This is a genomic window from Serratia sp. D1N4, from assembly GCF_054552755.1.
The window spans coordinates 2,911,423-2,937,802 of sequence record NZ_CM137274.1 but is presented as its reverse complement, the minus strand read 5'-3'; the positions used below and the strand labels follow the sequence as shown (position 1 = coordinate 2,937,802).

Here is a 26,380-nt window from a genome sequence, read left to right as displayed (position 1 = left end):
CCCGCCGCGTGCGGGTTTTTTTATAGGTGAATTATGGCTTCGCTGCGTGAGCTGATCATTAAAATATCTGCTAACTCAAGTTCTTATCAGGCTGAGATGGCCCGCGCCTCACGCATGGGGGGCGAGTATTACAAGACGATGGAGCAGGGCAACCGCAAGGCCGAGGCTGCGACTCGTCAAAGCCAGCGTGCACTGGCCGATCTCAACGGCCAACTGACCTCTGTCAAAACCGCCGCCGCCAGCATGGCCGGTGTATTTGTCAGCCTGTTTGCCGTTGGCAATATTATTAATGCCGCTGATCAGTGGGGCCAATACCAATCCCGTATCAAGATGGCTACCGGCTCGGTGGAGGAATTTCGTTCTGTTCAGGCGCGGCTGCTGGAGATCAGCGATCGCACCTATAAAAATATCGATGAGCAGGCCGAGCTGTATATTCGCAGCTCAACCGCAATGAAGGAGTTGGGCTACAGCACTAAGGGTACCATCGACTTTATCGACTCCATTTCCAGTTCGCTGACGATCAACGCCGCCAGTGCCGAGAAGGGTAAGAGTGCGATCGATGCGCTGTCTAAATCCATGGTGACCGGCAAAGTTTCTGGTGATGAATGGAACACGGTCATGGAGATAATGCCGACCGTGATCGGCGATATTGCCCGCTATCTCGGCACCACGGAAACCGCGGTAAAAAGCATGGCCGCCAACGGCAAACTGTCGATGGATACGTTCGCCAAAGCGACGATCGCCGCACGGCAGCGTAACGCCGAATTGGCCGAGGCCATGCCGACTACTCTCGGCGACGCCATCACCAAGCTGAACAACCACTTCAAAACCTACATCACCGATGTGAACGCATCCAGCGGGGCCACACAGGCGCTGTCTGGCACGATCGGCTATCTGGCTGAACATATTGATGAGGTGGTAACCGCAGCCGGTATCCTCGGTGGTATCGGGCTGGCCAGAACGATCGGTGGATGGGCGAGCAGTACCGCGCTGGCCGCGAAAGAATTTGCGAATAAGGCCAGTAGTCAGCTAGCCCTTGCTGCTGCACAGCGTGAGGGACTGAGTGTCACCCTATCCCAAATCGGCGCAGAGCGTGCTGGTGCAGTTGCCGCCCAGCAATCCCTGGTTGCTCAGCTAAAGCTTGCGCAGACGGAGCAGGCCCGCACCGTTATCCGAAAACAACTTGCTGTTAACTCCGCCGAAGTTGCCCGCCTGACCCGCGCAGAAGCGGCAGCTACAGCAGAGCTGAATGCAGTTCAGGGGCGGCTTACTGCCTCAAGCGGGCTACTGAAAGGTGCGCTGGGGTTGCTGGGTGGACCTGCTGGCATCGCTATGATGGCTGGCGCAGCGGTCTTCTACTACTACCAAAAAACCCAGCAGGCCCGCGAGGAAAGTCTAGCCTTTGCTGATTCCTTGGGCGCAGTAGTAGACAAGATGAACAGCATGAATCAGGCCCAACTAAAGGGGGCACTGGCTGAGACTGGCGATTCTATCAAGGCACAAAGGGACAATATTGCTGATCTGATTTCCGCTCAAGAAGATGCAAGGGCGGAGTTATTGCAGCGCCAGGAATTGGTTAAACAATTTTCTACTGCACAAGGGGAAAGTAACGGGCATACAGTGAAGGCAGCGGAACTGCAAAGAGCGTATGACAAAATTACCCGTGATTTGAATGATGCCCAAGCCAAGCTTGGCAGGACAATTGCGGATCAGTCAAAGCTACAGGGTGAATTGAATAAGGTAACTTCAGAGTCTGATGCATCATTTGCCAATCTGAAGAAGGGATTGATCGACACCTATAACCTGTCCGGTGCGGCCGCAACTGCTTTGGCAACAACACTGCAAACGTTAAAAGAGCTTAACGAAGAACAGGGGAAATCTGGCGGTACCGGTAAGTCTATTATTGATACGTCAAAATATGATCTTTTCGTTAAGAAGCAACAAGAAAGCCTTGACCTGTTAAAGCTGGAGGGGGCAGAGCGTGCGAAGTTAAAGGCGGTACAGGATGCTGTATCCAGCGGCGCGCTGCTGACTGATAAGTCCGGCAATGTCATCGATGACATGAAAACCCATCAAAAGCAGATCGAGGCGAATGCTGCGGCTGAATATAATTTGCAGCAGCAGCAACAAAACCGAAATAAAACAACCAGCGCCGGAACAAATGTTGCCAAGGAATATGAGCAGAAACTCGCCAATCTTAACAAAGAAATTCAGGTTGAGGCTGTTCGCCTGAAAGACGGTGACGCAGCGGCGGCATTGTTCTCTGCGTCTCTGGAGGCAGGAACTAAGTGGACGGACGCTCAACGAGCAGGGCTTGAGCAGCTTAACAAGACGCTGGCCGAGGCCAAGCAGCGCTGGGAAGATCATAACGCAGCGATCGCCAACGACCCCTACCGCGCCGCTACCGAAACCCAGAAGAAGGCGAGCGAGCAGCTACAGCGCCAGATTGCTGACGGCGAGATCAAGAGCGCGGAGGATATCGCACGCCGCAAGCAGGATATCAACACGGCTTATCTGCAAGCGCGGGCCGAGGCCGATCAGCGTTACGCTGTCTCCAGCACCGCTGAATTAGCCGGTAACGTTGATCCTATCCAGAACCTTGAGAATCAGTTGGCTAAGCGGCACGCTCTGATCGAAAGCTACGCCGCCGCTGGCGTGGTATCGCAAGACCGCGCTAACCAGCTCCTGGCTGCATCCGATCGCGATTCCATGGAACAGCGTTATCAGGCATCGCTGCAACTGTATGCCAGCCAGGGTGACATGCAGAAGATGAGTGTTGATCTGTTCCAGGCAACAACGGAACGCGCAAAGAACATGCTCACCGGCTTGCTGACGGGCACGCAGGACTGGAAGGAATCCATGTCCAATCTGTTCTCATCGCTTACCCAGTCGATTATCAGCAACTTGATCGATATGGCTGCACAGGCTCTGCTCACCAGCGAAGCAATGCAATTTATCAAAGGTGTCGCCGGTGGGCTATTGGGTGGGCTCGGTGGTGCCGCCTCAGGCGCGGCCGGTGCAGCAGCGGGCGCAGCTGGTTCATCAGGTATTGGCGCAATGGGGATGAGCACTAGCTTTGCGGCATACGACCTTGGTGGCTTTACTGGGCTGGGTGGTAAATATGAACCGGCAGGGGTTGTTCATAAAGGCGAGTTCGTTTTTACAAAAGAGGCGACTGAGCGGATCGGCGTAGATAATCTCTACGGCATGATGCGTGGTTACGCAACCGGTGGGCTGGTTTCTGATGGGGTGCCGTCTGTCAGCGCTGCATATGCACCACCAACAACCGCAAGCGTGGCGCCGCAGATTAACGTTTATATCGATAGCGCCGATCTGTCAGTGCAAAACACTCCGCAGGGCAGGGAACAGTTATCCGGTCAGGTGCTCGGCAGCATGATGCAAGCCCTATCAAACGTAACTAGTTGGCTCAGATCTGCTATGCCTGATAGCGGGTTAAGTGCGGGGTCAGCAGTCTGGGATGTCGCGACAGCCTATGCTGCACCGACCAGCGCCGTCGATCGCTCTCTGGATATCAAACCCACCACTGCAAGCCTGCCCCCAGCAATGCGTGAGAACGCCAGTACTGCCGCACCGGTCTTTAACATCACTATCAACAGCGATGGGCAGAGCACAGTGTCTACTCCGCCAGGTATGGAGCAGTTTGGTAACGAACTCGCGCAGTTTGTTGATCAGCGGTTTAAGGCTTTGCTGCAGAAAGAAACGGGACAAGGGCGGATGTTAAGCACAGCAATAAAGGGGCGTAGAGAATGACGCTGGAAACATTCAATTACTGCGCCCGCGTTAACCCTGTTGGCGATCACACCTTTCGCGTTCGCGAGGTGCAGTTCGGTGACGGGTACAAACAACGTGTTGGTGACGGACTTAATAATGAGTCTCAAAGCTGGCAGTTAACATTTACCAACAACGAGCAGATCACTGTCGAGATCAGGGATTTTTTCAAGCGGCACGCAGGGTATAAGGCCTTCAAGTGGACCAGCCCAAGCCTTGAGTTAGGGCTGTACACCTGCAAAACGTACCAGATCACCGCATTAGGGAAAAATTCACGCGGTAAATTTATGTTCCAGCTCGCGGCCACGTTCGAAACCGCATTCCATCCATAATAGGTAAAACCATGTCTATCAAAACCGATCACCAGGTGTTAGAGCCTGGGAGTAAAGTGCGCCTGTTCGAAGTGGACGGGAGCCAGTTCGGCGGGCCAGAACTGTATTTTCACAGCCATGCTATCCCACATACCACCGAGGAACTGGAGAGGGCCGGTGATGATCCGGCGAAGCTGCCAGCGAAATCGATCTGGTGGGGCGGGCGGGAGTACAAGCCCTGGCCTGTACAGATCGAAGGGCTGGAGGTGACCAGCGACGGCACCGCACCGAGTCCAACGTTATCGGTCGGTAATATTGATGGCGCTGTGGCCGCTATGTGCCTAGCATACCAGAACTTGGCACTGTTTAAGGTCACCATCCGCGACACTTACGCGCACTATCTCGATGCTCATAATTTCCCCGAGGGTAATCCCAGCGCTGACCCGACGCAGGAAAAAATAGATGTCTGGTATATCGATCGCAAGCTGACCGGCACAAACACAGTGATCCAGTTTGCTCTTTCATCACCGGCAGACCTGCAGGGCATTATGATCCCGACCAGGCAGATACACAGCCTTTGCAACTGGTGCATTCGCGGGCAGTATCGCGGGGCATCGTGCGGTTATACCGGCACTCGATATTTTGATATCGATGGAAACCCGGTTGATGATCCCTCGAAAGATGTTTGTTCAGGCCTGGTGTCCACCGGCTGCGAGCCCCGGTTTGGCAAAGGCAACCCATTGCCACACGGCGGTTTCGTTGGCTCGTCACTGCTGAAGAGGTAGTCATGCGCAAACATATCACCACCGCCGTGCTGGCGCATGCGGCTGAGGCTTACCCCTCGGAGTGCTGCGGGCTTGTAACTCAAGATGGTCGCCGCCAGCAGTATCACCGCTGCCGCAACACCGCACTAGCACCGACCGAACAATTCATCATGCACCCGGAGGACTACGCCGCAGCGGAAGACGCGGGAACCATCGTCGCGATCGTTCACAGCCATCCGGATGCAACAACCCAGCCGAGCCAGCTTGATCTTGCTCAGTGTGACGCGTCACAGCTTCCATGGGTAATCATCAGTTGGCCAGAAGGCGATATCAGGACGATCACCCCCACTGAAGGAATCAAACCGCTGATAGGCCGCCCGTTCGTTCACGGTTTATGGGATTGCTATGCAACCGTTCGCGATTGGTACCAGCTCGAGCGCGGTGTAACGCTACCGAATTTTGAGCGGTCAGACGGGTGGTGGAACCGCGGCGAGAACCTTTACATGCAGCACTATGCTGAAGCCGGGTTTGCACCAGCTACCGGTGATCTGCAGATCGGTGACGTAATCATTATGCAGATACGAGCGGAGGAACCGAACCATGCTGGGGTTTATGTCGGTGATGGGGTGATGCTCCACCATATGTATGGGCAGATCAGTAAACACGCTCCCTACGATGGTTATTGGCAGGATCGAACGATTATCACGCTGCGTTTTAATGCCAGTTAACTGATAGTGATCTTGTCTTCAAGCGATGATAATCTGTTTCGGAATATAACAAACAAGGAAAGGGGTAAGAATGAAAAAGGTACTTCTAATTGTTTTAAGCATCCTTTGGTTATCAGGATGTGCCTCTAAAGCTGAAAGATCAGCACAGCAAGCCGAAATTGATAAAACAATCCCCATATGCCAGTCAGACAAACAGTGCGCTGCGGCATGGTCAGGAGCTAGGCAGTGGGTTAATCAAAACTGCGGAATGAAGATACAGACATATAGCAATGATTATATAGAAACGTATAACTCAATAGGAAAATCAGCGGCCACTGCATGTCAGGTAAATAAGACGCCACTACCTAACGGAAATACAGCAATAAACATAAGGGTCTCGTGTGCGAATATGTTTGCCTGCGTTCCTGATCAGTATCAATCGGTAATTAAATTTAATAATGAATTAAATGAATATATGAAGCAGTTCGGCACCATAAAAATAGGTGTAATGCTTGGCATGGTAGATAAAAACGGAGTATTGGCAAAAAACTCCGCAGATTCATTTGGGCTTATTGTGCAAAGTGTTTCTCAAGGACAGATAGCACAGAAGAGTGGGTTGCAGTCTGGCGATATAATTACGCATGTTGATGAAAGGCGCGTTGTGAAACTTAGTGACTATGGCAATCTTATTGAGGAGCATGCTCGTGGAGATAAGCTTGTTTTTACTGTTTTAAGAAATGGCAATGAAATTAAAGTCCCAGTTCTGATATAATATTACACATCTATAATATATATTATTGTGTTGAATAAGCCCTCTTCGGAGGGTTTTTTATTGGAGAAAATATGTCAATCAAAACAAATAAATATCGAATGGTCAGACTATACGGCGTCCTCGGCGCAACGTTTGGCCGGGTTCATAAGCTTGTAGTGTCTACGCCGCAGGAAGCTATTAAAGCGCTGTCTGTCACTATCCCAGGATTTGAGAAATTCCTGCAGACCGCCAAAGATCGCGGCCTGACATTTGCCGTTTTCAACGGCAAGCGCAATATCGATCGTGACGAGCTGGAGTTCTCTGGTACCGATGATATTAGGATTGCGCCGGTAATTATCGGTAGCAAACAGGGTGGGGTATTTCAAACGATTCTCGGTGCTGTGTTAGTCGCTGTTGGTGTGGTTGTGGGTGTTATGACAGCTTGGACGGGGATAGGTGGAACGATTGGTCTTGGCATGGCAATGTCAGGGGCATCAATGATGCTCGGCGGCGTTATCCAGATGCTATCCCCAACGCAAGGCGGGTTAGCAATGCGAGAGAGCCCGGATAACAAACCCTCGTATGCCTTTGGTGGCCCGGTGAATACTATCGCCCAGGGTAATCCGGTACCCATTCTATACGGCAAGCGGAGAATTGGCGGGGCGATTATTTCAGCAGGGATATTTGCTGAAGATCAGCAGTAACGTAATCACCCTCAATCAGGCCCGCTCAATGCGGGTTTTTTACGCCCGGAGAAACGTAATGTCAGCAATTATTGAAGGTCGCAAGGGTGGCGGCGGTAGCCAGCATAGCCCGGTTGAATCACCTGACTCCCTGCAGTCCACATCACACGCCAAGATTTTGCTGGCGCTGGGTGAGGGGGAGTTTGCCGGTGGTTTAGACGGCACAAACATTTTTCTCGACGGCACGCCGATCATCGGCCCGGACGGCACCGAAAATTTCCCCGGCGTTAAATGGGAGTTCCGGCCAGGCACGCCAGATCAGACCTACATACCAGGCATGCCGGACGTTGAGAACGAAATCACTGTCGGTACCGAACTGACCAGCCTTAATCCCTGGGTGCGGTCGCTGACCAATACCCAGCTTTCCGCAGTTCGCCTGCGCTTTTCATGGCAGCAGCTTCAGCGGCAGCAAGATAACGGCGACGTTGTGGGCTACCGTATCGAGTACGCCATTGATGTGGCCACAGATGGCGGCGCTTACCAAGAGCTGTTAAAGACGGCAGTTGATGGCAAGACAACAACAAAATACGAGCGCAGCCACCGTATCGACCTACCGAAAGCATCTACCGGCTGGCAGATCCGCGTACGCCGAATTACGCCAAACAGTAGCAGCAACTTGGTTGCTGACAAAATGGTTATCGAATCACTCACAGAGCTGATTGACGTCAAACTTCGGTATCCAGAAACCGCGCTGCTGTTCGTTGAGTTTAACGCAAAGCAGTTTCAGAACATCCCGCAGATTTCCTGTGAGCCTAAGGGTAGCATTATCCGCATCCCGACGACTTACGACCCGATCGCCCGCACTTATACCGGCGTATGGGATGGCAGCTTTAAATGGGCCTGGACGAATAACCCGGCATGGATTTTTTACGATCTATTGATCAACGCCCGTTACAGTATCGGTACCCGCGTTCGTGCAGAGAATCTCGCGTTGACGAAGTGGGACTTGTACACCATCGCGCAGTACTGCGATCAGTTGGTACCGGATGGGCGCGGCGGTGGCGGCATGGAGCCGCGCTTTATGTGCGACGTGTATATTCAGTCGCAGGAAGAAGCCTGGTCGGTTCTGCGTGACTTTGCCAACATCTTCCGGGGAATGACGTTCTGGGCCAACAACAGCATGAACGTGCTGGCCGATATGCCCCGCGATGTGGACTACATCTACACCCGCGCCAACGTTAAAGACGGCCTGTTTACCGACGCCAGTTCCAGCGAGAAAACGCATTACAGCACCTGCATGGTGAGCTGGAGCGACCCGGCGAACGGCTATCAGGATTCAGTTGAGCCGGTGTTCGACAATAATCTAATCCGCCGTTACCAGGTCAAGCAAGCCGACCTCACAGCCATAGGCTGTACGCGGCAGACCGAGGCGATCAGGCGCGGGAAATGGTTATTGCTGACCAATGAGAAAGACCGGGTGATCAGTTTCACAGTTGGCGCGGATGGCAATATACCAGGTCCGGGCTGGATCATTGGCGTAGCAGATGAAGCGTTTGCCGGTCGCCCGCTCGGCGGCCGTATCAGTTCTGTATCTGGCCGTAGCATTACGCTGGATCGGGAGTCATCGGCAAAGGTGGGTGAGCGCCTGATCGTCAACCTGCCCAGCGGCAAGGCGCAGGGCCGCACCATTCAATCAGTGAATGGCCGTGTGGTGACCGTTACGACGAACTACAGCGAAACGCCGGTGGCCGAATGTGTGTGGGCTGTTGACGCTACTGATTTAGCAATCCAGCTTTTCCGCGTCACCGGCATCACCGAGAATCAGGACGGCATATCGTTTGACATTACGGCTGTTGAGTACGACCCGAATAAGTACGCCCGCATCGATACCGGCGCACGGATTGAAGACCGCCCGATCTCAGTTATCCCGCCAGGCGTCCAGGCACCACCAACGAACGTCCGGATCAGCGAGAACTCAGCAACGATTCAAGGGCTGGCCGTGGCCACGCTCTATGTGACGTGGGATAGAGCCGAGAACGCAATAGCGTATGAAACGGAGTGGCGCAGGGATAACGGCAACTGGATACCCGGCCCGCGAGTATCAACGCTGGGCTTTGAGATCCAGGGCATCTACGCAGGTCGCTATCAGGCCCGCGTCCGGGCGATAAACCCGGTCGAGATTTCAAGCGTGTGGGCCAATGCACACGAACAGCAGCTCCACGGCAAAATCGGCGAGCCGCCAGCGCTGGCCAGCTTTACGGCTGTTGGCCAGGTGTTTGGCATCGTGCTGAATTGGGCATTCCCAGCGGGAGCAGAGGACACCCAACGCACTGAGATATGGTACAGCACGCAGCCGGATGGCGCAGGAGCGATGCACCTAGGCGATTACGCCTACCCCCAGCGGAGCCACACAATGACCGGTCTGGCCGCTGGCGTGCAGTTTTGGTTTCAAGCGCGACTTGTCGATCGCCTGGGCAACGCTGGGCCGTGGACAGCATGGACGCATGGCGCATCGAGCAGCGAAGCGGATGAGATTCTTGATTATCTCACAGGGCAGATAACCGAAACGCAACTCGGTAAAGACTTGCTTGGCCCGATCGAGGACGCCAGCAAGTTGCAGGATATGTGGTCTATCAAGGTTGGTAAAACGTGGGACGGCAAATTGTATTCTGCCGGTATTGGTGTCGGTGTGGAAAACACCCCGGCAGGCATGCAGAGTCAAGTGCTGTTCATGGCTGACCGGTTCGCATTCTTAAACGTGACAAATGGCGTGGTATCAACGCCGTTCGCTATTGATGGAGGGCAGACATTTATCAATTCTGCGTTTATTAAAGATGGAACAATTACGAATGCAAAAATTGGGGAGTATATAACATCATATGACTGGTCATGGAATGAAGACCCAACAAAAATAAAGGGATGGGCAGTCGATAAAGCTGGATATGCGTGGTTTGCTAACGTTTATATCAGGGGGGCTATCCACGCAGATAGCGGATATTTTAAAGGAGCAATATACGCCGATAGTGGATATTTTAAAGGAGATATAACAGGAGCTGGCGGTACTTTTTCGGGAACCGTATACGCAGAAAATCTTATTGGTGAAACTGTTCATGCTGGAGTATGGGAAACAGTTAAAGTAAAAGGGGTTAATGAATCTACACATAGATACTTCACTGGTGGTCTTCCATACACAACTATTGTAATGGTTCCACACGTTGCGCTTGCTCTAATCGGGAATAGCTCTGGTTCAGGCAGTGTATATATAAAAGTAAATGGTGTTGATTTTTGGAGAGGTTTCGCAGGCGGAGAAAGTAGTAACTATCGGGGTGCAATTGTTATAGAGGTACCACCATATGGCACCCTAGATGTTGAGTTTGGTATTACAGGGGCTGCGTCTGGACTTATTTGGTCAAGCTCCGACGCGTCTACGTGGTCAGGGGCTCATCCATCTGGGCGAATGTCAGTAATAGCCTTCCGTAAAGGTCAGAACAGATTCTATTAATTGAGCCTTTTAAAAATAACTAATAACCCGCCATGCGCGGGTTTTTTATTTGGAGAATAAAACCATGGCAGTAATCAGCGGTATTCTGAAAGACCCAATCGGCGGCCCACGTATTGGCGTAGTTATCGAATTACGCGCAGTCAGAACCTCAGCAACAGTTGTTAACCAGGCACGCTCTCAGTCGATCACAGACGCGGCAGGCAAATATACGTTAACTGTAGAGCCTGGTGCATACGATGTGATGATCACGGCCGGTGGACGCCAGCCCGAGCGCGTAGGTGGAATCACTGTAGCGCTTAACTCACAGAACGGGACGCTCAACGACTTCCTGACAATTCCAGGCGAAACAGATCTAAACCCTGCGATTGTGGAAGCTGTAGATCGCATGCGTGCAGACGCGGCAGCATCAGCAGCATCAGCAGCTACTAGCGCGAATGGATTATCAGGCGCTTTAAAAAATCTGAATTTCTCGCCTACTGAGGCAGTTGCAAACGCGGCATGGCGCAAAGTCGGTACTGTTAAAAACATGGTTCAGGGCGGTCAAACAATCGTTATCCGTATCGGCGGGACTGCATCGTATAACGGGCATCCGAATGCCAACGGCCTTGTTGATATTGTTATTCGCACCGGCAGCGGAGCTATTACAGGCGTTAATGCAGTAGGGCGTGCGTCAGCCACCGCATTTATTACGAATGGTACCGGGTTTGTAGGTTCGACTCAGTTAATCAGCGACCTCGGATTGATTGAAACTGCTGCTAATACGTTTGATCTGTACATGAAGTTTAACCCGTTCGTTAGCGGTATTTCTGCGGCTATTAGTGCAACGTCTATCTCACATATTGCAGATAACTGGACGTGGGGAAAAACAGAAGTAACTGACCCTACTATCGTTTTAGAGCGTGAGATAATCAAAGTTTGGACGGAAGGCAGTTTACCTAATCCATTGAAACCCGGAGATTATGGTTTGGGTGGGACTGCTGGAGTTATAGTTAATAACCCAGATGATATTAGCAAGAACCAATTTTTCCAATTTCCAACGAATAGTGTTAACGCTCCTACCTCTGGTCCATGGGGTGGCATTATGGGGGGTTATGATGCTCAATCGCGATACCAACTTGCATGGGTAATGGGTTCGACAACTGTAGATTTACAGACGCGTGTTCGTTCAACTGCTGGAGCATGGAGTAACTGGTGTAAATTGTGGCACTCAGGAAATACTACAGTAGACGCCAACGGCTTCATCAAGAAAGCCTCTCCAATCGTCAAGCTATTCGGTACCGGTGAGTGCGAACTCAATGACCAGAGCCAGGGTGTGACCACTGAACGCATCAGCGAAGGTGTCTACCGGGTTTCCGGGGTGCTGGGGTTTAACGGCGATGGCGCATGGGGTGGGGCTGGTAATGGCACTGAAATCCCGGTTGACGATAACAAGCGCCCAGTGATTTGGATTGAATCAAAAATCTTGCCAGATGGTGACATAGAAATCCGCACGTATCATCGCACGTACGATACAGGCCCATACTCAACCCGGAATATCGAGGTTATGGAAACAGACGCCATTGATAGCAAGGGGAAGGTTATTAAGGACCAAAAAATCTACGTGCCGATACCCGACGGAGAGGCGATCGACATCCCAGCAGGCCGTTGGATTGATCTGCGTGTAGAGATGCCTGCAGTTGAGGAGCCAGAACCGGTGATTGAACCTGAACCAATCCCGGAGCCCGAGGTAGTACCGGAACCGGATACCGATCAGCAGCCTGAAGCGGAAATTGAGCAACCGGCTGCGCCTGAACAGGGCGATACGCTAGAGGCTGAAACCAAGGAATAACGATAGGGCCGGGAGAAATCCCGGCCGAAGTGCAGTTGCGGCTCTGATAATCCACAGATCTCGATAAGCCGAGCATTGTGAGGTATGGGGTATCTTTGTTGATTTGGTTTATTTAACGCTGAGCTAGCGATGCGTGTACATCTTCGGCAAATACCAGCAAAAAATTCAGCCCGCATCTTTGAGAGGCCTTTAAATCAATCGTCAAATTTCTCGATCAGGTCATTTGCTATTTTTACGATCTGGGCCTGATTGAAATCGCCGTTTACTTTTTCCGGATAATTACACTCCTCGACAGTCCATTCTTCAGGCTCATCTTCATCGCCTTCAATGTGGACCCCGGGATCGTTTCTATACTCTTCTCTGTAAGCATTCACGGTTTTAATTGCCTCAACTGCGGACTTCCGATCATACCCATTCACAACTAATTTTGCGGCAAGCAGTGCATCTTCCCAGCGATTCTCTTGCTCAATTCTTTCTGCTTCGTCGTCTAACTCCCAATCTGCTGTCATATCGTTTATCTCCATTGAATAAAACATCCGATTAGTCCATAGGGCTTAGGACCCTAGAGCCATAATAGAATGCATTGGAAAAAACACAAATACTGTGGATTTATCGAGTTAAAAAAGAAGGGTAAACAAGAATCAACAGTAACAGTTTGTTTTTTCATATAAAAAGTTGGTCGGCATGAAAGTGTTCGAACCTTTGACCCCGACACCCCATGACGATGCACCATAAAAAAAGGAGTTATCAAAACCCATAAACAACTTAGTTTTATCAGTGGGTTACAGGATGCGTAAATGTATGTGTTTTCACCAAAATTATTACGCTTTATCAATTAAAATCATGATGCTGTGATTCATCCCGCCATATACTGCTGCGTCATATGGGCTGGTTCGAAGCGGCTGACCTGATTGTTAAGGGCATGGAAGGCGCAATCGCTGCCAAGACTGTGACCTATGACTTCGAACGCCTGATGGAAGGCGCTAAGCTGCTGAAATGTTCAGAGTTTGGCGACGCTATCGTTAAACACATGTAAGTGTGATTTAGTGTTGAATGATTACGGGAGCTTATGGCTCCCGTATCTTTTCCCCCCTCAAAAAATTCTTCTGCAAAACTCTTCTGCAAAACGGTATGAAAAGTGAGCTATTTTCCTCCTCCCACCTCCTACACGCTGCGCATCAAAGGTAAGCCGGTGCGGATTTATGCCGTAAACATTCCGGTTACTGGCGTGACTTTGGATAAGGCCACAACCTCTTTGGCTCTCGGTACCAGTCTCACGTTAACCCCAACGATCGCACCAACCTCAGCGACCAATCGAGGGTTAACGTGGACATCCTCTGCGCCGGGTAATGTCATGGTATCCAATAAAGGCGTTATCACCGGCCTTGCTGCGGGCACCTCAACGATCACCGTTAAGACCACGGACGGCGGGGAAACCGCTACGTGTGTCGTGACTGTCACAGCCTAATAGGAGCATTACCAAATGGTAGGAAAAAAACTGAATCTGAAGGCGCTGGCCTCGGCCCCAATGGCGGGATTTCGCACCAAAACCGTCACAGTTGAGGAATGGGAGGGGACCGCAGTGATTTTGCGCGAGTCCTCTCCGGAAAGCTGGGGGCTCTGGCTGATTAACTTATTGCGTTATGAGTAGGTAGTTAAGTTGGTAGGGTTTTGCCAATCAGTTGATCTCTGCTACGATATTCTCACGCCAAATAAAGAAAGGGGATTTTATGTATTACGGGGATTCGAGTGAGTTTGCCGTTGCATTTTTATATTTTGTAATTTCATCATTTATTATCTTTTTCATAATTAGATATGCAGTTATGGCTAAGCAAATAATAATGGAATTAAAGAGTATTAACGAAAGTCAAGAAAAGCAGTTGAAAATAATGTCTGCAATTCTTGATGATTACTTAACTAGAAAGTCAGAGCAAAGACGTGACTGAACGCTTCATGTTCATTGTAGTGATTTCCTAAGATTAATTTTGCTATAAATGAACTAATTTACTCTGGTAAGAAAGCAAGTGTTAATTAACAGCCCGCCGCGTGCGTTGAGGGATCCCCATAAACCAGCACCATATTTCGGTATGTTCTGGCGAGGTGATTAAGAACGGTGCTCAGCACCGTTCGCCTTAAAATTAGCGGGGAGTGTCGTAAGACATTCTCCGCTAACGTCAGATACGAGATAACACGCCGTGATTTAATACTGTTGGCCTGATACCTCAGATGGAGTCTTTTTTTCAGCATGATAGCCAATAAGCCACAGGACTATTGTGCTCAACGTTGCCAGCAGGCTCAGGACCAGCATTCTTCCCGCTGAACGACTGTAACTAGCATGCAGACCGAACCCGAAGCGTTCGCTTTTCTCATCCCGGAAGTTCTGCTCGTTCTGCATTCGACGACTGTACAACTTCATGATTTCACGTGGTTTGAGGTCATCTGTACTGCTGAAGAGCAGCCACGGTTCTTTTGCTGCTTTACGGGCATCACGGATCTGTGATTTACGAAGGATCCGGCACCGGCTGTGCGTAACTGCCCTCAGGCTCAGATGAAAGTATATTTTCTCCGGGCATAAAAAAACGCACTTAGGTGGTTCAAGGTTTAACTGCGAGATAGATTATAATGAAATCGTATTTAAATCGCATTTATATTGAGATTTTCGAGATGAAGACTTATTATCTAATCATCCAAAGCGGATAGCTCTTCAACAAAAATGGGGAAACGATGGTTACGGTTCAGTGGACGAAAAAAGCGCTCAAACAGTTGCTTTCAATCGACACAAGATACCGCAAAGTCATCAGTGAGAAGGTTAATCAGCTCGAAGCCTTTCCCGCCGTAACGCTAGATATCAAGAAGCTCCAAGTGACTGATAAGCAATACAGGCTAAGGGTCGGGGACTACCGAATAATCTTCGAAATCACTGAGGGTGAACCGGTTATCTGCGAGATTACCGCAGTTAAGCGCAGGTCATCGACAACATACTAAGGCGGGGAAACCTGCCCTTTCCCCTGAGCACTACGCCTGAGTTCACACTGGAGTAAACGAAAATGACCGTGCAAATTATCCGTAACGATAAAGGCGAACCACAATATGCCGTGGTGCCATATGCCGAATACGAAAACCTGATCAACGCAAAGGATGAATGGGAAGATGTGCCATACGTGCCATCAAAAAATGATGATATGACTATCCCTAACGCGGTCGTCAATATCATGGTTAGCCAAGATGTTTCTATCCTGGCTGCCTGGCGTATCTATCGTGACCTGTCTCAGTACGATGTCGCGGAGAAGCTCGGCACAACACAATCAACAGTTTCACAATGGGAGGCGTCAGAACGCCCTCAGAAGCGTACTCGTGAAAAACTGGCTGCGCTGTATGATTGCCAGCCTGAGCAGTTGATCCCGTAACGCCCCATTCACCGATAGCAAAAACCCGCCGAATGGCGGGTTCTAAGAAGATATACTTTTGGTTAACGGACTGATATTACTTATCATCTTTATGAATAGCGGCGATCAACAGGTCTATCTGAGCGTTTTGCTTTTCGCAGATCGTTTTTAACAACGCAACTTGTTCATTTTCCCTAACAGCAAATCGAATTAATTATCCGTAAAAATGAAATAAAAAAATATAGAATAGCAATAAGGTACGAAGAGGGTGTGAGTATTGAACCAATAACTCAAATATAAAAAAACCGCCTCGGCGGTTTTTTTATCAGGTTAATATGAAAGTTATTTGAAGTATTTATCTAGCGGATCGAAATATCTATATTTCCTGTAGAATGCAAACCAGTAAGCTAACCCCATCAAACCTCCGACAGCAGAAAGTTTAAGATAGATTATTTTCCGCTGCTCAAGAAAATCGTAGAATGAATATTCACCTTTCCACATATCAGCCAGAGCCCCACCAAAAACCAGACCCATAATCATATAAATTAATGGGATAGCAACAGCGTAAGCCGCTGTTAGATAGATGAGTATGAACAGCTTGTGTTTTGTATTGATGTGCATGTAAGTAAAACCGTTGCTTGCAATATTACCGATAATATAACACCCAACCCATTCAATGTCTGGGGTTTTTTTACAACCTGGGAAGTGCCCGTCCTGACGTAATCTGAACCAGGGCGCAGCTGCACCAACAATCAAAAACGCACACCGGAACCGATGCCAATCGTCGCGCTTGAAACCCCTGAACTACCACCTGAAACCGAAGCTGAAACGCATCCTGCCAGCAGGGTGACTAAAACGGTACATATAATAATTTTCATAGAACCTCGTTGAAGCGGCAGATGGCATACGATCAGTAAAGGCGGTGGACGACATTTGTGCAATAGTGCGAGCAAGAATGTGTGATAAACGAGGGCGTTGGCACAGCCCGGGGCTGTTTTGCATAAGCTGGATATCGTTAAACGCTTTGAAAGATTGTTAACAGAGTTTAATTCTTTATTTCTACGTATTTTGTAGCTCATAAAACCAAGAAAAAGATGTTTCACCAAGTTGGGTTAAAAAATTCTCGGGGATGATAGATGGCGTAACAGCAGGAAATGCTGATAGGGTACTTGTTGATTTGCAGCAAGATAAAGACACCATTGTTCTAAATTCAATCAACTGCCAGCCTGCTATTTTTAACCTTGTGAAGTTTCTAACGAGCCCTAAGGGTACGGCAAAAGCCTCGCCAGAAAGGGAAGTTCGGCTATCAGCCTCATTATATTCTTATGGTTGAACATTGCTTAGGCCGCACTTTTGCGAAGTTTGCTCGTATTGAGGATCAAAAAATCTCCGGCTTAGACCACCAGTGAATAAACCATTCAGCCAGATTGGCGATATATAAAATACTCAGGATAGTCGCAACGATGAGGAGAATGGGGATTATATAATGCTTCATAACACTGCTCTGCTTTTAGCGGTCCTGACCTCTGTGCCGTAGGTTAACTAAGGATTTAAAATGGAGCAAGGAGAGTTGTATTTTGATGATCTGAGCCTGCAGGTTCAGTGAAATGCGGCAAACGGTGGGATATTGAGGTAATGAAAATGAAGGCCAATAACATCTGATACACATGCAGGCTGACGACGTTAACTTTTTACGAGGCTAACTGATTCATTGGGAGCAGGTTTCTTAGCAGTTACTGAGGTCTTGATACTCGACGCTGCTGATAGGCATTTTGGTCAAAGACGTAGGAATAATGTCTTTAATTCTCGTTCTTACGGAAATAATGTCCGCAGTGGGGGCAGATCATCGTGATGTTCTTGTTGAGTTTCTGGCGGTTCTGTGGCGAAACTTTAGAACATTTTGGGCAAGTGACATTGGCTGATGATGTATCACTAAACATCTTGAAGGCATCAAGGAGAGACATATCTTTCACCGGGTAGATGAGTGGTGAAGGCAGTGTACTCTGTTCGGTGATCGATAGCTCACTATTGTTTAATGCGCAGAGTGAAACCGTGAACCTTGCCGGATTCTGCTGAAATTCAAGGGAATAGTGTTAGCTGACGGCGTAAGGAAAAAAAGCCCCTACAAAAGTGAGGGGCAAGTGTAACAACACCAGGGAAATCGGTGATTTTCATCTGCGAGTACTATATGTTTTTTGAGACGATAGTTCATCAAAATATCGATGCAATATTGCATCACAATGATGAATATTTCCGTATGAAATCGTCTGCAATCATAATTTTGAGTAATTATTGATCGTGTTGTCGATTGTTTAATCAAGCTAATATAAGGTTCTCCGGCGCTTAAACTCCAATCCGATCGCGCAGTGTGTAGTAAGCTGCACCAATGGCGGTGAACGGGATTTGCAGATTGCGCCCGCCAAAGAATGGCAGGTGTGGCAATTTGGCAAAGGCGTCAAAGCGTTCTGCATCGCCGCGCATCAATTCTGCAATCAGCTTGCCCGCCAAGTGGGTACAGGTCACGCCGTGGCCGCTGTAACCCTGCATATAGTAGATATTATTTTCCAACCGACCGAACTGCGGCATGCGCGACAGCGTCAGCAGGAAATTGCCGGTCCAGCGATAATCAATGCGTACCCCTTTTAGCTGTGGGAAGGTTTTCAGCAGTTTGGGGCGGATAAGATTATCGATATCGTCGGGATCGCGCGCACCGTAAACTACGCCACCGCCGTAAAGCAGGCGGTTATCACCGGTTATACGGTAATAATCCAGCAGGTAGTTACAGTCTTCCACGCAATAGTTTTGTGGGATCAAAGAGGCTGCGACTTCCGGGGCCAGCGGTTCGGTCGTCACCACCTGGGTGCCGCACGGCATACTGCGCTTGGCTAAACGAGGTTCCAGCTTGTCACCCAAATAGGCGTTACCGGCGACGATGACATAGCGCGCAGTCACTTGCCCGTTGGCGGTGCTGACCAGCGCGGGTTCACCGTGGCGGATGTTGGTCACTGCCGACTGTTCGAAAATCCGGCCACCCTGTTGGCGAATGGCTTCGGCTTCGCCCAACGCCAGGTTGAGCGGATGAATATGGCCACCGCTGCGATCGAGCAATGCGCCGACGTAGCGATCGCTGGCGATTTCCTGGCGGACGCGTTCGTTGTCCAGCAGTTCAAGCTGCGTATTGCCGTAACGTTCCCAGTTTTGTTTCTGCTCGATCAGTGCGTGGTATTGCTTGTTGTTGAGTGCGGCAAAAATACCGCCTGGGCGATAGTCACACTCAATGGCGTAACGTTCGATGCGGCTGCGGATAATGTCGGCCCCTTCAAACATCATGCTGCCCAGCATACGGGCACTTTCTGCTCCGTAGCGCGCTTCAATCACGTCAATGTCGCGGCTGTAGGAGTTGACCAACTGCCCGCCGTTGCGGCCGCTGGCGCCGAAACCAATGCGTGCGGATTCCAGCAGCACCACGTTGAAGCCAGCCTCCACCAGGAACAGCGCTGAAGACAGGCCGGTATAGCCGCCACCAACGATACAAACGTCACATTCGATCGATTCATTCAACTGCGGATAAGGCTGATGGGCATTGGCCGTCGCCGCATAATAACTCTTTACGTGTTCAGTCATGATTCGGTCCTTATTCCAGAGAAATCCAGGTGGTTTTCAGTTCGGTAAATTTATCCAGCGCATGCAGTGACTTGTCGCGCCCGTTGCCACTTTGCTTGTAGCCGCCGAAGGGCACGGTCATATCGCCGTCGTTGTAGTTGTTAACGAACACCGTGCCCGCCTTCAATTGGCGCGCCATGCGGTGTGCGCGGGAGAGATCGCGCGTCCACACGGCGGCCCCCAGCCCATACTCGCTGTCATTAGCCAGAGCCAAAGCCTGTTGTTCACCGTTGAAAGTGGTTACTGCCAGCACCGGGCCGAAGATTTCGTCGCGCGCTACGCTCATGGCGTTGTCCACTTGGGTGAGAATGGTCGGGCCGAGATAGCTTGGCTGGCTGCCTTGCTTGTGTTCGCGGCCATCAAGGAACAGCGCAGCGCCCTGTTCCAGCCCCTGTTCGATATAGCCAACCACCTTTTCGCAGTGGCCATGGTCGATCAGCGTCCCCATAATGGTCTGCGGATCGAGCGGGTTACCGGGCTCGAAGGCTGCCGCATGCTTGCGCAGCGCCTGGAGGAATTCCTGCTGGATGCTTTCTTCCACCAGTAAACGCGTACCGGCAATGCACACCTGGCCTTGATTATAGAAGATACCGGCGGCGGCACCCTGTGCGGCTTTATCCAGGTTCGGGCAATCAGCGAAGATGATGTTGGCGCTTTTGCCGCCAGCCTCTAGCCAGACGCGCTTCATGTTGGATTCACCGGCATATTTCATCAGTTGCTTCGCCACCTGGGTGGAACCGGTGAAGGCGAGGGCATCCACGTCCTGGTGCAGCGCCAGCGCTTTCCCGGCATCATGACCATAGCCTGGCACGATGTTTAGCACGCCGTCCGGCAGCCCGGCCTGTTGTGCTAAAGCACCCAGATAGACCGCCGTCAGCGGTGATTTTTCTGAAGGTTTCAGCACCACGCTGTTACCGGCCGCCAGCGCCGGGCCCAGCTTCCAGCAGGCCAGCAGCAGCGGGAAGTTCCAGGGCACTATGGCACCGACTACGCCGATCGGCTCCCGCTGGATCAGCGCCAACGCATCGTTGCCGGTGGGGGCGATTTCGCCATAGACTTTATCAATGGCTTCCGCATACCAGCGGATGCAGCGAATGGCGCCGGGAACGTCATCACGCAGGCTGTGGCGGATCGGTTTACCGGTGTCCAGCGTTTCCAGCAACGCCAACTGTTCATGGTGTTCTTCCATCAGCACCGCCAGCTTCAGCAGCGTGGTTTTACGCTGGCCGGGACTCGCCTGTGACCAGTCACCGCGTTCGAATACTTCACGTGCGGCTTGCACTGCCAGATCGATATCCGCCTGGTCGCCGCGCGCCATTTGCACCAGTTCACGCTGAGCGGCAGGATCTTCCACGGCGAAAGTTTCGCCTGTGGTGGCCGGTTGGTAACGGCCATTGATAAACAGCCGGTTCTCAATCTTCAGGGCCTGTGCCCGTTGTTGCCAATACTGTAGATGGTGGAAATCCATACCTTGCTCCGTTAATCAGAAGGTGGTCGGCGTGTGGGCGCTGATAATCCGGCAAACCCGTGCCGACGTGTTGCTGAAACTGTGGGGAATACCGGTATTGATGGTGTAGCTCTGGCCTGCTTGCAGGTGATAGGTCTGCCCATTCACCTGTAGCATGACTTCGCCTTCCAGCAGAGTGCCGATCTCTTCCCCCTGATGTTTGAGGCGTTCACCGGTGGTGGTCCCCGGTTCATAGGTTTCGATCATCATCGCCAGCGTGCGCTCGGGGTCACCGTTATGGATCAGTTTCATCGAAACCCCTTGGCTGCCGATTTCAATCAGATCTTCATGATTGATGACGATCCGTGGTTCATCCGGTTGCTCCGGCTCGGCGAAAAAAGCCGATAGTGACAGCCCATACACCGTCAGTAACTTTTGCAGCGTACTGATGGCCGGGCTGACTTTGTCCTGTTCAATGGTGCTGATAGCGCTGTGCGTTAATCCAGACAGTTCGGCGACCCGGCGCTGCGACAAGCCTAATTGCTGGCGGATCTGCGACAAGCGTTTCCCCGGTGCCAAGCTGACATCGCTCATAGGCGTTTTTCCTTCTGATAATTCTGGCAAGCGGTAATGAATCCATCAAATAGCAGGCGGGATAGCGCATATTCATCACTGTTCCATTCCGGGTGCCACTGCACGCCCAGCGCAAACGGCTGATCGCGGATGCTGATGGCTTCCACCAGCCCATCGGCGGCATGCGCCTCAATGCGCACGCTGGGGCCGAGCGTTTTAGCCCCTTGGCCGTGCAGTGAGTTCACCCAGAATTTGTTGCAATCTGGCAGCAACTGCGCCAGCAAGCCACCATCCTGAACAATCACCTCATGCGCGGGAGCATATTGCTGTTCCAGCGGCAGATCGTGATCTTCCCGGTGCTCAAGCAATTCAGGTAATTCATACAGGCGGCGATGCAGGGTGCCTTGGGTGGCGACGACCATTTCCTGCATACCGCGGCAAATGGCGAAAAGGGGAATGCGCCTGTTGAGCGCCAGGCGGAGCAGCGCCAGGCTCAATTCATCTCGCCCAGGATCGGCGTCAGGCTCATCGCCGTTTTCACCATAAAGGTGCGGCTGCACATTACTGGGGCTGCCCGGCAGCAGGATGCCGTCGAGGTGTGGCAGCAATTCTTCCAGCATTTCCGGCTCTGCCAGCGCGTGTGGCAAGGCGACAGGTAACCCGCCAGCGGCCAAAACCGCATTCAGGTACTTTTCTTGCAAGGTCTGTGTGAGGTGTTGGTTTAACCTATACCTGCACATCACAACGCCGATGATTGGTCTGTTAAATATATTGCCCATACTATCCCCTTGATGTGTTCGAAATTATGACCGTTATGCCAAAATATCGCCTTTTTTGTTCAATATTGACTAAATCTAGCAGCGGAGTGGCCAATATTCAAACCAAAAGTAACACTTGCAAAACAATTTTGTTGCATCTATGTTTCATTGGTGGACATTATATTGAGCAAGATGGTCAATAAACATCGAAAGCAATAAGTGTGAGAACCACAGACCAAACACAACGACGGGTGAATCATGCAAACCAACATCGTAGAAGTGGAAAACTTTGTGCAGCACAATGAAGAAAGGCGAAGTAGCGCGTTCCAGCGCGAAGTGAAGAAGTATCTGGAACGTTATCCGTTAACCCAGCATATCGATGTTTTACTGACCGATCTCAACGGCAGCTTCCGTGGTAAACGTATCCCGGTTGCTGGCTTGGGCAAATTGGAGAAAGGCTGTTACTTCCCGGCCTCGGTGTTTGCAATGGACATTCTGGGCAACGTGGTGGAAGAGGCCGGGTTAGGGCAAGAGTTGGGTGAGCCGGATCACATCTGTGTCCCGGTCGCCGGAACCCTGATGCCGTCGGCGGCCGATCCGGAATATATCGGGCAGGTACTGCTCACCATGCTGGATGAAGATGGTACTCCCTTTGACGTTGAACCGCGTAATGTGCTGAACCAGCTGTGGCAGCGTTTGCGTCAGCGCGGGTTATCCCCCGTAGTAGCGGTAGAGTTGGAGTTCTATCTCATCGATCGCCAACGCGATTCAGAAGGTTATCTGCAACCGCCGTGTTCGCCCGGCACCCAGGAGCGCAACACGCAAAGCCAGGTGTATTCGGTGGATAACCTCAATCACTTTGCCGATGTGCTGAGTGAGATTGATGAACTGGCACGTTTGCAGGGGATCCCGGCAGACGGTGCGGTAGCGGAAGCGTCACCCGGCCAGTTTGAGATTAACCTGCATCACACCAACGACGTGCTGTTGGCTTGCGATCACGCGCTGGCGCTGAAACGCTTGGTACGCATGGTGGCAGAGAAGCACAACATCCAGGCCACCTTTATGGCCAAGCCTTATGAAGAGCACGCGGGCAGCGGTATGCATGTGCATATCAGCATGCTGGACAATCAAGGCAACAACGTGTTTGCCGACGACGATGGTGAAGACTCCGTGCTGCTAAAACAGGTGCTGGCGGGGATGATCGCCCTGATGCCTGCCTCTATGGCGCTTTTGGCACCCAATGTGAATGCCTATCGCCGTTTCCAACCCGGCATGTATGTGCCGACGCAGGCTTCTTGGGGCCACAATAATCGCACCGTTGCACTGCGCATTCCCTGCGGCGATCGCGATAGCCACCGCGTGGAGTACCGCGTGGCGGGGGCTGATGCCAACCCTTATCTGGTGATGGCGGCGATATTGGCCGGGATGGTGTACGGCCTCGACACCTCATTACCGCTGCTTGAGCCGGTGACCGGCAACGGCCTGGAGCAGGAAGGTTTACCGTTCCCCATTCGCCAGAGCGATGCATTGTATGAGTTCGAACACCAGCCGGTGCTGAATGCGCTGCTGGGGGAAAGATTCAGCCATGTCTATCTGGCCTGCAAGACCGATGAACTGGTGCAGTTTGAACGACTGATCACCGAAACCGAAATCGAGTGGATGCTGAAAAACGCCTGAGGCGTTCAGCCTATCCCACCGCGCGCCCGGCGTATTCCCGCGGGTTCCCTGTGGCCCGGCGAAGCCGTGCGCAGCGGTGACTACTTTCTTCCAACTTGGCGTACAGGACGCCGGCGAGGAATAACCCATGACGATAAGTGCCATCGACCGTAATGGCGCGGGCAAACCGCAACTGCGTAAAACATTAAAACTGTGGCAAGTGGTAATGATGGGCCTGGCATACCTGACGCCGATGACGGTGTTTGACACTTTCGGCATTGTTTCTGGCGTAACGGATGGCCACGTTCCGGCCTCCTATCTGCTGGCGCTGGCGGGGGTACTGTTTACCGCCATCAGCTACGGTAAGCTGGTGCGCCAGTTTCCCACCTCGGGTTCTGCCTATACCTACGCGCAAAAAGCGATTAACCCGCACGTTGGGTTTCTGGTCGGTTGGTCGTCGTTGCTGGACTATCTGTTCTTGCCGATGATCAATACGCTGCTGGCGAAGATTTACCTCACCGCGCTGTTCCCCGAAGTGCCTCCGTGGATCTGGGTAGTGGGTTTTGTGATTATCATGACGGCGATCAACCTGAAAAGCGTCAATGTGGTTGCCAACTTCAACACGCTGTTTGTGCTGGCCCAGGTGGTGATTATTGTGGTGTTTATCTTCCTAGTGGTGCATGGCCTGCATAATGGCGAAGGGGTGGGTACAGTCTGGAGCCTGCAACCTTTCGTCAGTGAAAATGCCCATTTGGTGCCGATTATCACCGGTGCGACCATTCTCTGTTTCTCGTTTCTGGGCTTTGATGCCGTTACTACGCTGAGCGAAGAAACGCCGGATGCTGCCAGGGTGATCCCCAAGGCGATCTTCCTCACCGCCTTGTACGGCGGGGTGATTTTCATCAGCGTGTCATTCTTTATTCAGCTGTTTTTCCCCAATATAGAGCGTTTTAAAGAGCCCGATGCGGCGCTGCCAGAAATTGCGCTGTATGTGGGCGGGAAACTGTTCCAGGCGATTTTCCTCTGCACCACCTTTATTAATACGCTGGCCTCCGGTTTGGCTTCTCATGCCAGCGTTTCGCGGCTGCTGTACGTGATGGGGCGCGATAACGTGTTCCCAGAAAGATTCTTCGGCTACGTACACCCTAAATGGCGCACGCCTGCGCTTAACGTGCTGATGGTCGGGCTGGTGGCGCTGTCTGCCATATCCTTCGATCTGGTCACCGCCACCGCATTGATCAACTTTGGTGCGCTGGTGGCGTTTACCTTCGTTAACCTCTCGGTGATCAGCCACTTCTTTATCCGTCAAGGGCGCAATAAAACCTGGAAGGATCGTTTCCACTTCCTGATCCTGCCGCTGGTGGGGGCACTGACGGTTAGCGTCCTGTGGCTGAACCTGGAGAAAAGCTCGCTGACCATGGGGCTGATCTGGGCGGCACTGGGGTTTGCCTACTTGGTGTACCTCACCCGTCGTTTCCGCCAGCCGCCGCCACAGTTTGAGCGGCAGCCACAGCAGTAATCATGCAAGGCGGGTTTTCCCGCCTTTCTTTTTACCTTTCAGGCCAGTAGAGTGAAGCCCTTGCAAAACTAATGACTGGATCCCACTCTGATGCCCACGCTGTCCGTATCCCATAAAGCAACCCTGTTTGGCCTGCTGGCGATTGTGCTGTGGAGCAGCGTGGTCGGCCTGATCCGCAGCGTCAGCGAAGGCTTGGGGCCGGTAGGCGGCGCGGCGATGATCTACAGCGTGAGCACGCTGTTCTTGCTGATCGTGATGGGTATCCCGAAGCTGCGTGATTTCCCCCGTTCTTACCTGATTATTGGCAGCCTGCTGTTTGTGGCCTACGAGATTTGTCTTTCTCTGTCCTTGGGTTATGCCAGTAACCGCATGCAGGCGATTGAAGTGGGGATGATCAACTATCTGTGGCCCTGTTTTACCGTGCTGATGGCGATCCTGTTCAATGGTCAGAAGGCTAAATGGTGGGTGATCCCTGGGCTACTGTTATCGCTGTTTGGCATCGGTTGGATCATGAGCGGCGATGGGGGATGGTCTCCGGCGCAAATGCTGGTCAATGTGCGCAGTAATCCCCTGAGCTATGGGCTGGCGTTCAGCGGTGCGGTGATTTGGGCGGTCTATTGCAACGTTACCAAGAGGATCGCCCAGGGCAAAAATGCGGTGGTGCTGTTTATTACGCTGACCGCGCTGGCCCTGTGGCTGCAATATCCGTTCAGTAATGAAAGCGGTATGCATTTCAGCCTGCCGGTTAGCGTGGCATTGCTGTCTGCCGGGATCGCCATGGGTGCAGGCTATGCGGCATGGAATGTCGGGATCCTGCATGGCAACATGACCTTGCTGGCCACGGTTTCTTATTTTACGCCGGTGCTGTCGGCGGTATTTGCCGCCGTGGTTCTCAGCACATCGCTGACCATTAACTTCTGGCAGGGAGTGGCCATGGTCACTGTCGGTTCACTAATTTGCTGGCGAGCCACGCGCGCAGGTTAAGCTTGGTGATTCGCGAAGTGATGGATTTAAGCTAATCTCAAATTAAGTGTTCTGCCTGA

At 51.5% G+C, this 26,380-nt stretch carries 24 protein-coding genes and 2 pseudogenes; 17 read left to right on the top strand and 9 right to left on the bottom strand.

Annotated features, from left to right (window positions below):
- Positions 1–33 precede the first annotated feature (33 nt).
- The 8 genes from ACX1CU_RS12925 to ACX1CU_RS12890 all read left to right on the top strand — a co-directional run bounded on the left by ACX1CU_RS12925 (position 34) and on the right by ACX1CU_RS12890 (position 12,335).
- Positions 34–3,771, top strand: coding sequence for a tape measure protein (locus ACX1CU_RS12925; protein WP_459398717.1), 3,738 nt, complete (start codon positions 34–36; stop codon positions 3,769–3,771).
- Positions 3,768–4,121, top strand: a complete 354-nt coding sequence (locus ACX1CU_RS12920; RefSeq protein ID WP_459398716.1) for a phage tail protein — start codon at positions 3,768–3,770, stop codon at positions 4,119–4,121. The genes ACX1CU_RS12925 and ACX1CU_RS12920 overlap by 4 nt, the downstream gene beginning before the upstream one ends.
- Before the next feature lie 11 nt (positions 4,122–4,132).
- Positions 4,133–4,885 (top strand): phage minor tail protein L, encoded by a 753-nt coding sequence (locus ACX1CU_RS12915; RefSeq protein ID WP_459398715.1) that lies wholly within the window; start codon positions 4,133–4,135, stop codon positions 4,883–4,885.
- 2 nt (positions 4,886–4,887) lie between these two features.
- Positions 4,888–5,592, top strand: a complete 705-nt coding sequence (locus ACX1CU_RS12910) for a C40 family peptidase (protein ID WP_459398714.1) — start codon at positions 4,888–4,890, stop codon at positions 5,590–5,592.
- A gap of 70 nt (positions 5,593–5,662) precedes the next feature.
- Positions 5,663–6,343, top strand: a complete 681-nt coding sequence (locus ACX1CU_RS12905; protein ID WP_459398713.1) for a PDZ domain-containing protein — start codon at positions 5,663–5,665, stop codon at positions 6,341–6,343.
- Positions 6,344–6,414: 71 nt separating this feature from the next.
- Entirely contained in the window at positions 6,415–7,026 is a 612-nt protein-coding gene (locus ACX1CU_RS12900) for a tail assembly protein (protein WP_459398712.1), read from the top strand.
- Positions 7,027–7,084: 58 nt separating this feature from the next.
- The gene (locus ACX1CU_RS12895) at positions 7,085–10,507 is read left to right on the top strand and encodes a TipJ family phage tail tip protein (RefSeq protein WP_459398711.1); all 3,423 of its coding nucleotides are present in this window, start codon (positions 7,085–7,087) and stop codon (positions 10,505–10,507) included.
- A gap of 64 nt (positions 10,508–10,571) precedes the next feature.
- Positions 10,572–12,335 carry a phage tail fiber protein gene (locus ACX1CU_RS12890; protein ID WP_459398710.1) on the top strand — a complete coding sequence of 588 codons (1,764 nt, stop codon included), beginning with the start codon at positions 10,572–10,574 and terminating at the stop codon, positions 12,333–12,335.
- A gap of 194 nt (positions 12,336–12,529) precedes the next feature.
- On the opposite strand, the gene ACX1CU_RS12885 is transcribed toward ACX1CU_RS12890, so the two are convergent.
- On the bottom strand, positions 12,530–12,844 hold the full coding sequence (locus tag ACX1CU_RS12885) for a hypothetical protein (RefSeq protein WP_459398709.1): 315 nt from the start codon (positions 12,842–12,844) through the stop codon (positions 12,530–12,532).
- 350 nt (positions 12,845–13,194) lie between these two features.
- Between ACX1CU_RS12885 and ACX1CU_RS12880 the strand changes: the two are divergent.
- The 4 genes and pseudogenes from ACX1CU_RS12880 to ACX1CU_RS12865 all read left to right on the top strand — a co-directional run.
- A pseudogene (locus tag ACX1CU_RS12880) lies at positions 13,195–13,371 on the top strand (isocitrate/isopropylmalate family dehydrogenase); the annotation flags it as partial.
- Between the two features lie 102 nt (positions 13,372–13,473).
- Entirely contained in the window at positions 13,474–13,803 is a 330-nt protein-coding gene (locus tag ACX1CU_RS12875) for an Ig-like domain-containing protein (protein WP_459398708.1), read from the top strand.
- Positions 13,804–13,818: 15 nt separating this feature from the next.
- Positions 13,819–13,986 carry a phage tail assembly chaperone gene (locus ACX1CU_RS12870; RefSeq protein ID WP_459398707.1) on the top strand — a complete coding sequence of 56 codons (168 nt, stop codon included), beginning with the start codon at positions 13,819–13,821 and terminating at the stop codon, positions 13,984–13,986.
- 79 nt (positions 13,987–14,065) lie between these two features.
- Positions 14,066–14,281 (top strand): hypothetical protein, encoded by a 216-nt coding sequence (locus ACX1CU_RS12865; protein WP_459398706.1) that lies wholly within the window; start codon positions 14,066–14,068, stop codon positions 14,279–14,281.
- Positions 14,282–14,366: 85 nt separating this feature from the next.
- On the opposite strand, the pseudogene ACX1CU_RS12860 reads toward ACX1CU_RS12865, so the two are convergent.
- Positions 14,367–14,859: pseudogene (locus ACX1CU_RS12860) on the bottom strand (transposase); the annotation flags it as partial.
- Positions 14,860–15,059: 200 nt separating this feature from the next.
- Here ACX1CU_RS12860 and ACX1CU_RS12855 point away from each other — a divergent pair.
- Positions 15,060–15,320 (top strand): type II toxin-antitoxin system RelE family toxin, encoded by a 261-nt coding sequence (locus ACX1CU_RS12855; RefSeq protein ID WP_459398705.1) that lies wholly within the window; start codon positions 15,060–15,062, stop codon positions 15,318–15,320.
- Positions 15,321–15,382: 62 nt separating this feature from the next.
- Positions 15,383–15,742, top strand: coding sequence for a helix-turn-helix domain-containing protein (locus tag ACX1CU_RS12850; protein WP_459398704.1), 360 nt, complete (start codon positions 15,383–15,385; stop codon positions 15,740–15,742).
- A gap of 76 nt (positions 15,743–15,818) precedes the next feature.
- Here the strand turns inward: ACX1CU_RS12850 and ACX1CU_RS12845 are convergent, their stop codons facing one another.
- From ACX1CU_RS12845 to puuD, 7 genes are all read right to left on the bottom strand, one after another.
- Positions 15,819–15,932 (bottom strand): YebO family protein, encoded by a 114-nt coding sequence (locus ACX1CU_RS12845; RefSeq protein ID WP_459402804.1) that lies wholly within the window; start codon positions 15,930–15,932, stop codon positions 15,819–15,821.
- A gap of 131 nt (positions 15,933–16,063) precedes the next feature.
- Complete coding sequence (locus ACX1CU_RS12840; RefSeq protein ID WP_459398703.1) at positions 16,064–16,477, bottom strand: hypothetical protein; 414 nt, start codon at positions 16,475–16,477, stop codon at positions 16,064–16,066.
- 1,043 nt (positions 16,478–17,520) lie between these two features.
- Entirely contained in the window at positions 17,521–17,685 is a 165-nt protein-coding gene (locus ACX1CU_RS12835; protein WP_459398702.1) for a YnfU family zinc-binding protein, read from the bottom strand.
- Between the two features lie 379 nt (positions 17,686–18,064).
- Entirely contained in the window at positions 18,065–19,345 is a 1,281-nt protein-coding gene (locus ACX1CU_RS12830; RefSeq protein WP_459398701.1) for an NAD(P)/FAD-dependent oxidoreductase, read from the bottom strand.
- A gap of 10 nt (positions 19,346–19,355) precedes the next feature.
- Entirely contained in the window at positions 19,356–20,852 is a 1,497-nt protein-coding gene (gene puuC, locus ACX1CU_RS12825) for an aldehyde dehydrogenase PuuC (protein ID WP_459398700.1), read from the bottom strand.
- A gap of 15 nt (positions 20,853–20,867) precedes the next feature.
- Entirely contained in the window at positions 20,868–21,425 is a 558-nt protein-coding gene (gene puuR, locus ACX1CU_RS12820; protein WP_459398699.1) for an HTH-type transcriptional regulator PuuR, read from the bottom strand.
- Complete coding sequence (puuD, locus tag ACX1CU_RS12815) at positions 21,422–22,183, bottom strand: gamma-glutamyl-gamma-aminobutyrate hydrolase (protein ID WP_459398698.1); 762 nt, start codon at positions 22,181–22,183, stop codon at positions 21,422–21,424. The genes puuR and puuD overlap by 4 nt, the downstream gene beginning before the upstream one ends.
- 237 nt (positions 22,184–22,420) lie before the next feature.
- On the opposite strand from puuD, the gene ACX1CU_RS12810 reads away from it, so the two are divergent.
- From ACX1CU_RS12810 to yddG, 3 genes are all read left to right on the top strand, one after another.
- On the top strand, positions 22,421–23,839 hold the full coding sequence (locus tag ACX1CU_RS12810) for a glutamine synthetase family protein (protein ID WP_459398697.1): 1,419 nt from the start codon (positions 22,421–22,423) through the stop codon (positions 23,837–23,839).
- Positions 23,840–23,966: 127 nt separating this feature from the next.
- On the top strand, positions 23,967–25,337 hold the full coding sequence (locus tag ACX1CU_RS12805) for an APC family permease (RefSeq protein ID WP_459398696.1): 1,371 nt from the start codon (positions 23,967–23,969) through the stop codon (positions 25,335–25,337).
- A gap of 90 nt (positions 25,338–25,427) precedes the next feature.
- Positions 25,428–26,321 carry an aromatic amino acid DMT transporter YddG gene (gene yddG, locus ACX1CU_RS12800; protein ID WP_459398695.1) on the top strand — a complete coding sequence of 298 codons (894 nt, stop codon included), beginning with the start codon at positions 25,428–25,430 and terminating at the stop codon, positions 26,319–26,321.
- The last annotated feature ends 59 nt before the right edge of the window (positions 26,322–26,380 follow it).